Source organism: Novosphingobium sp. BL-S-24, assembly GCF_055521575.1.
The window spans coordinates 64615-77349 of record NZ_CM145488.1 but is presented as its reverse complement, the minus strand read 5'-3'; the positions used below and the strand labels follow the sequence as shown (position 1 = coordinate 77349).

At 59.5% G+C, this 12735-nt stretch carries 13 protein-coding genes and 2 tRNA genes; 6 read left to right on the top strand and 9 right to left on the bottom strand.

What is annotated here, in order from left to right; genetic code table 11:
• Positions 1 to 24: 24 nt before the first annotated feature.
• Together ACZ1JM_RS05630 and folE are read right to left on the bottom strand one after the other, a co-directional pair.
• Entirely contained in the window at positions 25 to 1230 is a 1206-nt protein-coding gene (locus tag ACZ1JM_RS05630; protein ID WP_465133860.1) for a hypothetical protein, read from the bottom strand.
• 290 nt (positions 1231 to 1520) lie between these two features.
• Positions 1521 to 2141: a GTP cyclohydrolase I FolE gene (gene folE / locus ACZ1JM_RS05625; RefSeq protein ID WP_465133859.1), complete on the bottom strand. Its 621-nt coding sequence runs from the start codon at positions 2139 to 2141 to the stop codon at positions 1521 to 1523.
• Positions 2142 to 2604: 463 nt separating this feature from the next.
• Here folE and ACZ1JM_RS05620 point away from each other — a divergent pair, with 463 nt between their 5' ends.
• On the top strand, positions 2605 to 3228 hold the full coding sequence (locus ACZ1JM_RS05620) for a hypothetical protein (protein ID WP_465133858.1): 624 nt from the start codon (positions 2605 to 2607) through the stop codon (positions 3226 to 3228).
• Between the two features lie 155 nt (positions 3229 to 3383).
• Here ACZ1JM_RS05620 and ACZ1JM_RS05615 read toward each other — a convergent pair.
• The 3 genes from ACZ1JM_RS05615 to ACZ1JM_RS05605 form a co-directional block, all read right to left on the bottom strand.
• A tRNA-Arg gene (locus tag ACZ1JM_RS05615) sits at positions 3384 to 3460 on the bottom strand.
• A gap of 50 nt (positions 3461 to 3510) precedes the next feature.
• Positions 3511 to 3587: transfer RNA gene (locus ACZ1JM_RS05610), tRNA-Arg, on the bottom strand.
• 74 nt (positions 3588 to 3661) lie between these two features.
• Positions 3662 to 4069 (bottom strand): (deoxy)nucleoside triphosphate pyrophosphohydrolase, encoded by a 408-nt coding sequence (locus ACZ1JM_RS05605; RefSeq protein WP_465133857.1) that lies wholly within the window; start codon positions 4067 to 4069, stop codon positions 3662 to 3664.
• An 87-nt stretch (positions 4070 to 4156) separates the two neighbouring features.
• On the opposite strand from ACZ1JM_RS05605, the gene ACZ1JM_RS05600 reads away from it, so the two are divergent.
• The gene (locus ACZ1JM_RS05600) at positions 4157 to 4351 is read left to right on the top strand and encodes a Flp family type IVb pilin (protein ID WP_465133856.1); all 195 of its coding nucleotides are present in this window, start codon (positions 4157 to 4159) and stop codon (positions 4349 to 4351) included.
• Between the two features lie 150 nt (positions 4352 to 4501).
• Entirely contained in the window at positions 4502 to 4672 is a 171-nt protein-coding gene (locus ACZ1JM_RS05595; RefSeq protein ID WP_465133855.1) for a Flp family type IVb pilin, read from the top strand.
• A gap of 94 nt (positions 4673 to 4766) precedes the next feature.
• On the opposite strand, the gene ACZ1JM_RS05590 is transcribed toward ACZ1JM_RS05595, so the two are convergent.
• The 4 genes from ACZ1JM_RS05590 to ACZ1JM_RS05575 form a co-directional block, all read right to left on the bottom strand.
• Positions 4767 to 6260, bottom strand: a complete 1494-nt coding sequence (locus tag ACZ1JM_RS05590) for a M48 family metalloprotease (RefSeq protein WP_465133854.1) — start codon at positions 6258 to 6260, stop codon at positions 4767 to 4769.
• Between the two features lie 97 nt (positions 6261 to 6357).
• Positions 6358 to 7281, bottom strand: a complete 924-nt coding sequence (locus tag ACZ1JM_RS05585) for a tyrosine recombinase (protein WP_465133853.1) — start codon at positions 7279 to 7281, stop codon at positions 6358 to 6360.
• A gap of 4 nt (positions 7282 to 7285) precedes the next feature.
• Entirely contained in the window at positions 7286 to 8971 is a 1686-nt protein-coding gene (locus tag ACZ1JM_RS05580; protein ID WP_465133852.1) for a hypothetical protein, read from the bottom strand.
• 290 nt (positions 8972 to 9261) lie between these two features.
• Complete coding sequence (locus ACZ1JM_RS05575; protein WP_465133851.1) at positions 9262 to 9429, bottom strand: hypothetical protein; 168 nt, start codon at positions 9427 to 9429, stop codon at positions 9262 to 9264.
• A gap of 84 nt (positions 9430 to 9513) precedes the next feature.
• Here ACZ1JM_RS05575 and ACZ1JM_RS05570 point away from each other — a divergent pair, with 84 nt between their 5' ends.
• From ACZ1JM_RS05570 to ACZ1JM_RS05560, 3 genes are all read left to right on the top strand, one after another.
• Entirely contained in the window at positions 9514 to 10116 is a 603-nt protein-coding gene (locus ACZ1JM_RS05570; protein WP_465133850.1) for a shikimate kinase, read from the top strand.
• Entirely contained in the window at positions 10107 to 11222 is a 1116-nt protein-coding gene (aroB, locus tag ACZ1JM_RS05565; protein ID WP_465133849.1) for a 3-dehydroquinate synthase, read from the top strand. The genes ACZ1JM_RS05570 and aroB overlap by 10 nt, the downstream gene beginning before the upstream one ends.
• Positions 11223 to 11331: 109 nt before the next feature.
• Entirely contained in the window at positions 11332 to 12726 is a 1395-nt protein-coding gene (locus ACZ1JM_RS05560; RefSeq protein WP_465133848.1) for a peptide MFS transporter, read from the top strand.
• Positions 12727 to 12735 lie beyond the last annotated feature (9 nt).

Sequence of the window (12735 nt, the reverse complement as noted above, 5' to 3'; positions counted from 1 at the left end):
CCGGTCTTAAAGCGACCGGCTGCCTTATTCTTTGGCGGATGCGGTACCCCGTGGAACGTACACCACGATTCCGTCGCGAGACCATATGCATTGCCATCGGCCGCTAAGGGCAAGCTCCTCAGCCAAAGGCGCGTTGTGTCGCTCATCAAGTACGAAAGCGGCTGGATTCCATTTATGGATGACGTCGACCAGCGGAACGATCCCGTTTTCAATCCCGCCATTGTATCGCCATTCTTCCCGGGAGTAACGGTAATAGCGGCCGTCGTATGCGACCCGCCAATCGGGATAGCCCGCGTCAATGATCGCCCCGCCGAATGGAAAATCGCCGTAGATCGTACCCGTCACCCCTGTTGCGCGCAGGCGGGACAAAGCCGCTAAGGGTAACGCGGACGCAAAGCGGGTCGGCGCTATCAAAGGCGACGCTATCATGACAGCCAATACTGGAAGTGCGTAAATCCCAAAATGTCGCACGCTAACCGAACGCGGCATTTCTTCCGGCTCAAGAACGGCCCGCGCGATAACTGGCACCATGGCAACCGACCAAAACAGTACGAATCGATAGGCAGTAATAGTCAACAACAGAAGGCCGGCCGCAATGGCTACTTCCTCGACCTTGATGCGCTTAGGGTTCAGGTAGATCAGCCAAGCTGTCAGCATCGTAACTGCCAGCACAGAGAAAGAATGGTTACGATTGGCGGGAATCCAGAGCGGCAGCCACTCGCTCGCACCGATAGCGACGCTTGCCTCTGCATTCAGAGCCGACGTTTGCAGGATGGAAATCCCGTCAGGCGTGGCGAATATTGCGAGCGCTCCGACGGTAGCCAGCGAGGTGGGTACGACTGGCATCGGTTTGCGGCGGTCACGCCACCAAGCGACCCATCCCGGCAATGCCGCAAACCCCATCGCTGCCACGCCGATACTCACCGAAGGATGGAGGTTCTGCCATAGCACGAACAGCGGAACTGCCAGCGCAATCGTCGTCGAAGTTCCTAACTCCAGCCGACGGATCGCCAAGAGCAATCCAAAGCACAGGCACGCGAAACTTTGTGGCCGCACGCTCGCCGTCAGCCAGGCGACGAGAAATGCGAGGAGGAGCGCGTAGGTCACCGCCTCGATTTTCTCTCCACGGCAGCGACAGGCAGCTGCTACTGCCCAAAATCCACCCAGCCAACACAACGCGTCGGTAACTCGAAGCAGATCCCATCCGCCGATCAGCCGGGCTTTTGCCATAATGGCTTGGCCTGCCCACGCCACGGTAGGCAGCGGTTCGCCCAGATGCAGCGCGGCAAACGGTTCGCGAAATACCGGCCCACCCTTTGCGAGGATCAGTTCGCCAAGCTTTAGCTGCCAGAAAACGTCCACATCCCAAACCGCACGGAGCAGTAGGGTCAGCAGCATCGCCGCCGGGACGAGCGCCATCAACCACACCCGGAAAGGTGGTGACGTTTGGGCTCGTTCGTTTCTGTCGGGATTCATGACGATCGGATGGGTTCGAACGGCCTGCCGTGCGTTGGCTGAGCCTAGTATCCCATCAGGCTCAATACTTCCTTGCGGGACCGTTGATCCTCAAGAAAAGTCCCCATCATGCGGCTGGTGATCATGCCGACCCCTGGCGTGCGAACACCCCTTGCAGTCATGCAGGCATGGTTGGCCTCAATCACCACTGCGACACCTTGGGGTTGCAAATGCTCCCAGATACATTGCGCCACTTCAGCGGTGAGCCTCTCCTGAATCTGCAGCCGACGGGCAAACCCATGCAGAACGCGGGCCAGCTTCGATATGCCCACCACGTGATTGCGGGGAAGATAGGCGATGGCCGCCTTGCCGATGATCGGTGCCATATGGTGCTCGCAATGGGACTGGAATGGAATGTCCTTTAGCAAAACCACTTCGTCATAACCGCCCACTTCCTCGAAAACACGGCTGAGATGGATGGCGGGGTCTTCGTTGTAACCCTGACAGTATTCCAGCCATGCCCGAGCGACGCGTTTGGGCGTGTCGATCAGCCCCTCACGGGTTGGATCGTCACCAGACCATTTGATCAGCGTGCGGATGGCATCCTGCACATGCTCGGGCACGTCGGGCTTGCGTAGCGCGCCTTCCAGTGGATCGTCCTCGCCCGGACCGATCAAACTGCTCATGCCTAAAGCTCCTAGTAAATCCGCATGCCGTACTGATACGAAGCCTTTCCAGCTTCTGCCGTCACTTGCAAGTGGAGCCTGTTGCCAGTCTTGCCGGTGATGCGGAGTGCGTGGAATTATCTTTCTTTCGCTTACCTCAGCAATCACAGACCAAAGGGCGAAGGTCGGCAGAAATTGGTCCGCTAGCGCTGAGATTGCTGCGGTTTATCGCGCAAACAGAGCATTTCGCCCCTGATCGGAGCAACCGTTCAGATTACGGCGCATTCGAATTGTTAAGTTCGCCAATTGCTTCAGCCCCCAGGTCGATCATGCATATGATCAATAGCGAAGGGTCAACCGGCCGAGAGATCGTCCAGGAGAAGCAGTGATACCGGCTTTTCGTCGGATCGCTTTTCAATGCTTTCCTCCGCGGAAAGCGCGTCACGGACTGTTCTCCCGCAGTTCCGTCAATAAGGAGTACGCCATGAAGAAGACCCTAATCGCCGCTGCTATCGCGTCGGTCGCAATTGCTCCCGTAGCAATGGCGCAAACTACCCCGGCTGCACCTGCTGCGGGCGCAGCCGCTACGGCTCCTGCAAATCCCACTGTTGGCGCTAAAGTGTATGACGCTCAGGGTGGTGAAGTTGGATCTGTCGAATCCGTAGCCGGAGACATCGTGACTGTTTCGACGGGAACGGCTCGCGCTGGCCTGCCGAAGACCGCATTCGTCACGCGGGATAAGGGCCTGACGATCGGCATGACCAAGGCCGAACTGGAATCCGCCGTCAACGGCGCCAAGGCAGAAAACGGCGCTGCAAAGGATGCTGCACTGGTCGCCGATGCACCAATCAAGAGCAGCGACGGCGTGGTGATTGGTACCGTTTCCAAGGTCGAAGGCGATAACGTTACTGTGGCGCTCAGCAATGGTTCGGCCGCCGCACTGAAGAAGTCCTACATCGGCCTGGCTGCTGATGGTTCGCTTGCTCTTGGCATGACGGCAGCTGACTTCAGCAAGGCGACGCAGGCCGCCGGGTCCGCGCAGGCAGGCGCTGATGCCGGTGCCGCCGCAACCGGCGCAGCGGCAGCCACACCAGGTGCGGGGCAATAATCCCACCCATTACCCGGTAGGATAACGCATAGCCACGGTCGGGACCGATGCAACGTCGGTATCCCGGCCGTTTCGCTTATTAGCAAATGCGTGTGTCGTGATGTCTGAGGCTCGAAAACAAAACCCCGCCAATCATGCGGGGTTTTTAACGATGGTGGTGCGCCCGGAACGATTCGAACGTCCGACCCTCAGATTCGTAGTCTGATGCTCTATCCAGCTGAGCTACGGGCGCACATGCCATCAATTTACCCAACTTATCCATTCAAACCCCAAAAGGGAGAATGGTGCGCCCGGAACGATTCGAACGTCCGACCCTCAGATTCGTAGTCTGATGCTCTATCCAGCTGAGCTACGGGCGCGTTGGAGGTGCGCCTTTAGGAAGGGAATCGAGTCTGGTCAACGCCTATGTGTGCTGCGCGACGTTTTTATGGTGCTATGTCAGATGCGCTTTCAGCCCTTCCGCCAGCGGATAGTCCAGTGGGGGCATTTGCAGATCTCCGATTTGATCGATTGGAACCCAGCAAAGTTCGGCTGCCTCGATTGCAGTGGGAGCGCCCCGCCAGTGGCGACAAGCGTAAAGCAGGATCAATAGCGACGTCCCACCGCCATCCCTGATCATAGTGTTGCTGGCGAAGGTGACGGGAACGAGACCGGACGGCGGCACCTCGATGCCCAGTTCCTCGCCCAGTTCGCGGATCAGCGCAGCCTCGGCTGTTTCGCCCGGTTCGATCTTGCCGCCGGGAAACTCCCACAAGCCTCCATGCGCCGCTGAAAATGGTCGGCGCTGCATCAGTGCCCGTCCGTCGTCATCCAGAAGGGCCGCGGCGACCACAAATGTCATCGTTGGCTTAATGCTCAGCTTGGCCTCCAAATTAAACGCAATTTAACTCGGTCATGCGATGTAGCGCTGAACGGTAAGGAAATTTCAGTGATCACGCGGCTGCCCGGCATCTTGTCTAAAGTCAAACGATGCCAATCCGGTACTTCGTCGGTTGAGTATGGTCTGATCCTTGCGTTCATCGTCCTCGCCATGTTCGCTGCTCTACAGGCCATGGCGGGGCAAACAGTCAAAATCTGGAACGATGTGTCGACCAAGTCTTCGGAGGCAATCAGCAAAACCTGAAATTCCGAACACACTGATCGTCAACGACAAAACACACTTAAACCTTTGTCAACGATTGCACTGTAGAAACCAACTTGTCCAAGGCGCCGCAGAGAGACTGAAGCGAAGAGGACCGGGTACACACAAGACTGCTTTATCAGGAGACCATTCATGAAGTTTCTCGCCAAGCTGCGCCGCAATGAAAAGGGCGCCACCGCTATCGAATACGGCCTCATCGCAGCTTTGATCGCGGTTGCTGCGATCGCTGCCATGCAGGGCCTGGGCTCGCAGCTGTCCAGCACTTTCAACAAAACCAAGACTACGATGTCTGCAACGAACTAATAGCCATTTGGGCGATCACGCATCGCCGAAAGAACTGGGATACCTTTCTGAAGAGCGGCATGGAAACATGCCGCTCTTTTTGCACTTCGTTCTGTCAGAACGTGACGATCTTTACCCTTTGTGCCGCGGTTAATTTTGCATCGGCTTGCAGACCATTTAGAACCAGGAACCGGTCCAATTTCGCGTCGGAATAAGCCATCTTCGCGGCAAGCGATTGCACCGTATCGCCAGCCTTCACCGTCACAACGTCGATAACCCTGGGCTTCACGCTACCCGCGTCCGCTGCGGACAGGCGGCGCAGCGAACGGAACATCGGCGTGAACACGTCCGCCCTCCCCGCTTGCGTCAGTGACACGAAGTGATAGGCTTGACCGTTCCCGAAATCATAAGCGAAGACCACCACGTCGATGGTTCCGCTTGAGTTCTGGACCCGCGCATTGCCGTAAGCGGCTGAGATACCATTGACGGTCGTTCTCTCGATCGTGGACGGCGTGATGCGCGCCTGACCAGATTCGGTAAGTCCCGCGAAGACCGAATTGACGTAGGACTCCAGTCCGCCGCTCATCTTTCCGCCAGAAAATTGAGCTTTGCCTGACGAACCACTGACGGTGACGGCGTTTGATCCGTTCACCATGAAAAACCCGGTGGGCGCTTCAAAGCCGAACTTCAGCACGGGATGAGTGAACCGCTGCCCATCAACAACGCCCTGCTTGGGATCGTCACCATACGTCAGCCCATCGATACGAGTAAGAAAAGCATCGCGGTTGGTGTTGCCGGACGCGGCATTACCCGCATAAGTCAGCGCCGTGCGCACACGCGAAGCAGGGTCCGGGTGGGTGGATGCCCATTCCGGGGTTTCGGTACCGCCGCCTCGCAACTGGGCTTCCAGAGCATTCTGTCGCGCCAGACTTTCCAGAACCGAAGCCATTGCCCGGGGATCGTATCCAGCACGCTTGAGGTAGGTGATGCCCAACTGGTCGGCCTGCAACTCCTGCGAACGCGAAAATTTGAGGGTCAGAAGCTGTGAGCCCTGGGTGAAGATCTTCTGCCCCAACTGGCCGAACGCATTATCGCCCAGCAGGGCGCCCGAGAGGATCGAGCCCAGCACGCCGATGATCTGGTTTCGCTGCGCAGCTTTCTGTCGCTGCGCCGAATGGCGGGCGGCCACGTGCCCGACTTCGTGCCCCAAGACACCTGCCAGTTCGGCCTCATTATTCATGAGGGCGGTCAGTTGACGGGTGACATAGATATAGCCGCCGGGAATGGCGAACGCATTGTTCACCGGCGAATTCAGCAGGGTGACCGTGAAATCCCCGGTCGCATTCGACAAGCCAGACTGAACCGCAATACGCTTGCCCACCTGCTCGACGTAACTCGCCTGAGGCCCCGTCACGGCACCGCCAAATTCCGACAGCAATTCCGGATGTGCTTTGGCCCCTTGCGCCTTGTCGCTGGCGCTGATCGCATAGACCCGCTCGGCCTTCTGAGCCTGCGCACCAACCGACGTCGGCCCGGACATGGCAAGAACCATACCGATGACGCCAAGCGCGCCAGATGTGCGCAGAACGCGTTTGGATTTGATTGGCATGATGTTCCTTTCCCCAACGGATTTGGCCGCCTGCTCGGCTACGGCCCTTGTTCAACCCGTTACGATCAACGAGGTGACCAAACCCTTGTTCCGCCGTCTACATCGCATCGAGATCGGTGCGGTCCGCGAGCGGGTGTCGCGCATTGACAAGCGCCACTAGGCGGCTGCTGTCCACATGCGTGTATATCTGGGTTGTCGCGATATCCGCATGACCCAATAGCATCTGCAACACCCGCAGATCTGCGCCGCCTTCCAGAAGATGCGTCGCGAAGGCATGGCGCAGAACGTGCGGAGATACTCGCTGCGGATCCAGCCCGGCCCTTGCCGCCAGATCACGCAACAACTGGAACAAGCGCACACGGGTAAGGTGCCCGCTGGCACCACTCGATGGAAAAAGAAACCGCGCTCCAGCCTTGCCAGGCTTCACCAAGCGCACGGCAAGCCATTTTGAGAGCACCTCGCTAGCCCGGGTGCTGACCGGCACCATCCGCTGCTGCCCTCCCTTGCCCGTCACATGCAGGAACGGAGCATCGCGTGGCACGGCTGCCAAAGGCAAGGACACCAACTCAGTTGCGCGAAGACCGGAACCATACAGCAATTCGAGCAAAGCCAGCGTACGAATAGCTTCCGGCTTACCTCCCGCCGCCTCTTCGTCAGCTTGGGCTAGAAACCGCTCAACATCTTCGTGGCTGAGCAGTCTGGGCAATGGCCGCCTGATTTGCGGGCGAGGCAGGCCGCCCGAGGGATCATCATCCCGAAACCCTTCGTCTATCAGAAACCCATAAAACTGTCGCAATGCCGAGCAGCGCCGTGCCAAACTCGATGCAGCAAGCCCGCTCCACGCCGACCCAAGGCTCTCCAAATTCCCAACATCAGCATCGGCAATATCGCCAATCGCATCAGAGGCCGCATCCAGATCGCGACGATAGGCTGCCAGCGTATTCGCTGCCGCCCCCCGCTCTGCCGCAAGCATCGACAAGAACCGCTCCGTCAGATCGCCGCGTGCGGGGGAACCCGCCATGCGATCAGACCCTTGCCACTGCCTCGGCCGCGATCATGCGCGCTTCGGCATCCAGACCGACCTCGCGCAGCGCGGACACGATGTGGTACAGATAGCGCGGGGTCATCCGCCGCCAATCGTCTCCCTGCATGCCGAACGCCGCCAGCAGAACGACGCTGGCAGCATCGCCCCGCCGCGCGGCGCTTTCGATAGCCTGTGTCCAACGCGTGTTGCCGCCGAGGCTCATCCCGGTGTCGGCGACGACGCGTTCGGCCACGCCATTGTCCAGCCGCCCCAGACCGGCAAGGCCGGCGACAAGAAAGGCCGAGCGACGCTTGCCAGTGCTGTCATCGTCATCGACATACGTTTCGACCGATCCGCTCTCCACCCCGGTCACACGTCCCGGAGCCGCCAGGACAAGCAGGCCCCATCCGGGGGAGCCAGAGCTGACCACGGTGGACCATCGCAGCGCATTGGCATCATATCCGGCAGCGAGCATGGACGCGATGATCGCGGGTGCGCTGTCCACCAGAGCCGCATTGGGCGCCACACGCGCTGCAGCGGCAGCGGTCAGCACCTGACGCGCGTAACGGGCCTGCCCGCCAACGTTCCACAGCGACTGCATGGCTGCGATGCGTGCCGCAGGGTCTTCCTTTGTATACGCATCACGCAAGGATTCGGCGCGGTCTTGCCATTCGCCGGTGACGTCGCCATCCGCATAGATCTGCGAATAGAGATCGACCATCGCTGCATTTGACAGAACGCCAACCGCCCCGGCCCGGTCCGCCGCCGCTGCACGACGCCCCAGACCTACCATCGGGGCAAGCGCCGTCACGTAATCGTAAGAGGGGTCGGCATCCTTCATCAAAGACGCGGGCGGCTCCAGCCCGACGCCGATTGCCAGACCGTAGCGCCAAGGGGTCAGCCCGGTGACCTTGTCCCATTCGATCGTGACGGCCCTACGCGACTTACCGGCCGCGCCTGCATACTTCTGCGCGAGAAGCACATCGATCTGGTCCAGCTTGCCACGATTTCGCTCGCGCTCGAGCTTGGAAATCGCTGCGACGCTGTTGCCCCTGAATGCTTCGCATATGGTTCGGGAAAGCGCCCATTCCGGATCTTCACGCAGCGAACCTTGCGTTGCCATGATGGGGCACATGCCCGTAAAATCCGCATTCTTGGCGTAGACATCCAGCACTACGCTCCCCAAGGCCGGCGTGTAATCTGCAATGTCCATGTCTTGCAACACCGCGCGCGCAGCGTCGATTTCGCCCATGCGCAGCAAAAGCGACACACGTAGAGCCAGGAAATCAGCAGCACTGATCCCTTGTGGCGGTTGCAAGCGAGAGGCCAGCGCACGACGCAGCAGGATATGGCCCCAGCGTGAGACCAACATGCCCCGGTTACCGGCCAGCGCAACCTGAATGAGCCTGCCGTTCTGGATCGCGAGGGAATCGAGCGGCAGCCCACCCTCATCCTCACTCAGCAAACCGGCCTCAAAAATAGAACGCCGTGCCTGGGGCGGCATGTCGATCACGATCTTGCTGCCCAGCAAGGCCTCGAAATCCTCGGGCGACATGCGTTCGAGCTCTTCCAGGCTCGGGATGCGTTTGAGCGTCCCGTCGTCCTGTGCCTGGATCAGTGCGGATGCTGCTGGCGATCCCGCTGCGGGAATGGCCTGCACGACCGGGTTTGACACCGAGCGCGTCATTGCACCTCCCGCAGGTGCGGGAGCGGCGGAGGGCTGTGGTGAAGGAGCGGCCGCTGGCGCTCGCGTTACAACAGGGCGAGGCTCTGTCCTGCTTTGTGGGGCCCTGCGTTCCGGTGCCGGTCGTTGTGGCGCCGATCGCGTTGGCGTCGGACGGGGCGCTGACGATCGCGACGGAGCAGGCGCAGGCTCGTCGAACATCTTGGGCAGCAGGGATTCGGGAGCATCCTGAGCAACGGTCCAGACCGACGTCATCGCCAATGCAGCGCCCGCCAGCAGATGGATCGCCCGCATCAGGAATTGCCTCCCGAAACGGGGGGCAGGGGCAGTTCGATAGTCTGGTCCGTAACCGGCTGCGTTCCGGCATCGTTCCAGGCGGCAACTCCCAAAGCGATAAGGGCGAGCGGCACGGCAATGGCTATTGCTCCTGCCAGTCTGCGCCTGCGCACTGTCGTCGTCACTTGCCGTCCTTCACAATGCCCTGCAGCAGCCGAGCCGTAACCATGCTTGCGCTGCGACCTAGCGCAACTATAGGCGATGGGGCAATGGACGTTCAACAAACCCGGTTTTCAGCGCAGGAAATTGCGGCCCTCGCGCGGCGCATCGATCGTCCCATCGTTCTAGTGGGGATGATGGGTGTCGGCAAATCGAGTGTCGGGAAACGGCTGGCCAACCTTCTGGATTGCGCTTTTGCCGACGCCGACGACGAGATCGAGCAATCGGCCCAGATGACGATCCCCGAAATTTTCGACAGCTATGGCGAAGCCTATTTCCGCGATGGCGAAAGACGCGTGATCGCCCGACTGATTGCCGAACGCGCGCCTAGCGACGATGCGACGGATCACGGCGGACGAATCGTGATCGCAACGGGCGGCGGGGCCTTTTGCAACGCGGAGACACGCGCCTTGATCCTCGATCAGACTATCACCGTATGGCTGGATAGCGATGTCGATACGCTGGTCGAACGCACTGCTCGCAAAGAGAACCGCCCACTGCTACGCGACGGCGATCCGCGCGAAATCCTCGGTCGCCTGAGGGCGGAGCGTGAAGTGCACTACGCTCAGGCGCCGATACACGTGACCAGCGGCAGCGGCCCGCATGTCCAGACGATCAACAAGGTGCTCCAGGGAATCTCGCAATGGCTGTAATTCCGGTCGATATCGCTTCGCATCCCTACGAAGTTCGCGTCGGCTCGGGGCTGCTGACCGATTTTGCTGCCCAATGCGAACATCGGCTGCGCAAGCGGGATGTGCCGATCATCACCGATGCCAATGTCCATGATGCATGGGGCCATGTGATCGAAGCCAATTTGCGCGACAACGGACATGAGCCACAATGGCGCATACTTCCTGCCGGGGAGCAGACAAAGTCGTGGGATGAGTTGGCCGCGACGGTGAACTGGCTGCTGTCGCTGGAAGTAGAGCGCGGCGATCATATCGTGGGACTCGGCGGCGGCGTTATCGGCGATCTGACCGGGTTTTGTGCGTCGGTGCTGAAACGTGGTTGCCACTTCATTCAAGTGCCGACGACGCTGCTCGCTCAGGTCGATTCAAGCGTCGGCGGAAAAACGGCCATCAACACGCCAGCCGGGAAGAACCTCGCCGGCGCCTTTCATCAACCGTCGCTGGTCCTGGCTGACCTGTCGGTTCTGGAGAGCTTGCCGCGTCGGGAGTTGCTCGCGGGTTATGCGGAGGTGGTGAAATATGGCCTCATAGACGACCCCGAGTTCTTTGATTGGTGCGACGCGCACGGCGCTGACATGGTCGCAGGCGACGCTGCCTTGCGCGAGTACGCAATTGCGCACTCGGTGGCGGCAAAGGCGCGGATCGTCGCTGAGGACGAGTTTGAAACCACAGGGCGACGGGCCCTTCTCAATCTCGGCCATACCTTCGGCCATGCGCTGGAAGCGCAGACCGGTTTTTCGACAATGCTTCTGCATGGTGAGGCGGTAGCGTTGGGCATGGTTCTGGCAGCGCGGTATTCGGCTCGAAAGGGAATGATGCCCGCTGATACCGCCGAGCATGTAGCCCGCCATATCGCAAACGTGGGTTTGCCGGCGAGCCTTCAGGATCTAGGCCTGAATTGCGATGGCGATACCCTGGTTGGTCATATGCTGCATGACAAGAAAATGGATGCGGGCACCCTGCCCTTCCTTCTCATGACAGGCATAGGGCAGACCTATCTGGACAAGCATGTCTCGTTGAACGACGTGGCTGATTTCCTGAACGATGAACTGACACGTCGATCCGCCTGAGTGAATAGCTCCCTGTTCTGATCTTAAATTGACCCTGATGATGGGTCATGACATTGCTACAAGACGCACCGCCGTTGCGTAGCGCGATAAGATTATTACGGGTAATGAGATGACTGCAGCGGAAGCGACGCCAGAACTGGATTTTCCGGATACCGCCACTCGGGATGACAAGGCGTTTCTCGGGCATCCAAAGGGTCTGGGATACTTGGGCATCGTCGAGGGATGCGAGCGGTTTTCGTACTATTCGATGCAGACGCTGCTTACACTTTATATGGTAAAGTACCTGCTTGTTCCGGGTCGGCAGGAAGGCGTGATCGGTTTGGAGTGGATCCGGACCCACCTGTTCTCCGGTCTTCAAGGGCAGCCTCTGGCTTCGGAAATCTTCGGCCTTTACACCGCTCTCGTCTATCTCACGCCCATCCTGGGCGGTTTGCTGGCAGACCTTTTGTTGGGACGTCGAGCTGCGCTTGTGGCGGGCGCGGTGGTCATGTCCCTCGGCCATTTCCTCATGGCTTTCGAAGGGGCGTTTCTATTCGCGCTTGGCTCGCTCGTTATCGGGGTTGGCCTGTTTAAGGGCAACATCGCCAGCCAGGTGGGCGAGCTATACGGGCCCAATGACATTCGCCGGGCCATGGCCTTCCAGATTTTCTACATCTTCATCAACGTTTCGGTGATCGCAGCTCCGCTGATATCCGGGACGCTGGGCGAAAAAGTAGGATGGCACTGGGGTTTCGGCTGCGCCGGTGTCGTCATGGTGCTCGGATTGCTGATCTACGTTGCCGCGCGGCCGTGGCTACCTGCCGATGCGCAGAAGTCATCGAAAAATACCAACCCCCGCGCAAAGTTCGAGCAGGGTGACGGGCTGCGCTTGATCGCCGTGTTGGTACTTGTGCCGATCATGGGTTTGTCGCTGCTCACCAACCAGCAGATTTTCAACGCCTACCTCGTTTGGGCGGACCAGCATTTTCAGCTGACATTCCTGGGCAATACCCTGCCCACAAGCTGGATGATCACGATCGACGCGACGCTAAGCTTCTCCATGTTGGTAGCCGTCGCCGCGTTCTGGGCACTGGTCGGCAAACGAACGGGGCGAGAACCCGATGAACTGGGTAAGATGATCATCGGTTGTGTCTTCATTATCGGCGGAGCGATGTGCCTGTATATGGCAGCGCTAACGCAAGGATCGGGCAAGATCGGCCTGTTCTGGCCAGTGCTGTTTCATTTGGTGAATTCGATAGGCTTCGCGCATTTGCTGCCCGTCAGCCTTGCCCTGTTCACTCGTCTGGCGCCGCGCGCGCTGAACGCGTCGATCGTCGGGATCTATTATCTTGCATTCTTCGGCGCGAATTTGGCAGTCGGCAAGATCGGCACGCTATTTTCGACGATGCCGACCACCCAGTTCTGGCTTCTCCACGCAGCTACGGCGGCGGTCGCCCTGATCGGGTTCGGTACGTTCAAGCTGCTCCTGGCGAAGCGACTGATGGGATCAGCACAACCCGTGTAAGCGGTGCGG

Coding starts and splice junctions, on each gene's coding strand:
- ACZ1JM_RS05630 (WP_465133860.1), bottom strand. CDS start 1,230: ATGGCAAAAGCCCGGCTGATCGGCGGATGGGATCTGCTTCGAGTTACC.
- folE (WP_465133859.1), bottom strand. CDS start 2,141: ATGAGCAGTTTGATCGGTCCGGGCGAGGACGATCCACTGGAAGGCGCG.
- ACZ1JM_RS05620 (WP_465133858.1), top strand. CDS start 2,605: ATGAAGAAGACCCTAATCGCCGCTGCTATCGCGTCGGTCGCAATTGCT.
- ACZ1JM_RS05605 (WP_465133857.1), bottom strand. CDS start 4,069: ATGACATTTGTGGTCGCCGCGGCCCTTCTGGATGACGACGGACGGGCA.
- ACZ1JM_RS05595 (WP_465133855.1), top strand. CDS start 4,502: ATGAAGTTTCTCGCCAAGCTGCGCCGCAATGAAAAGGGCGCCACCGCT.
- ACZ1JM_RS05590 (WP_465133854.1), bottom strand. CDS start 6,260: ATGCCAATCAAATCCAAACGCGTTCTGCGCACATCTGGCGCGCTTGGC.
- ACZ1JM_RS05585 (WP_465133853.1), bottom strand. CDS start 7,281: ATGGCGGGTTCCCCCGCACGCGGCGATCTGACGGAGCGGTTCTTGTCG.
- ACZ1JM_RS05580 (WP_465133852.1), bottom strand. CDS start 8,971: ATGACGCGCTCGGTGTCAAACCCGGTCGTGCAGGCCATTCCCGCAGCG.
- ACZ1JM_RS05570 (WP_465133850.1), top strand. CDS start 9,514: ATGGACGTTCAACAAACCCGGTTTTCAGCGCAGGAAATTGCGGCCCTC.
- aroB (WP_465133849.1), top strand. CDS start 10,107: ATGGCTGTAATTCCGGTCGATATCGCTTCGCATCCCTACGAAGTTCGC.
- ACZ1JM_RS05560 (WP_465133848.1), top strand. CDS start 11,332: ATGACTGCAGCGGAAGCGACGCCAGAACTGGATTTTCCGGATACCGCC.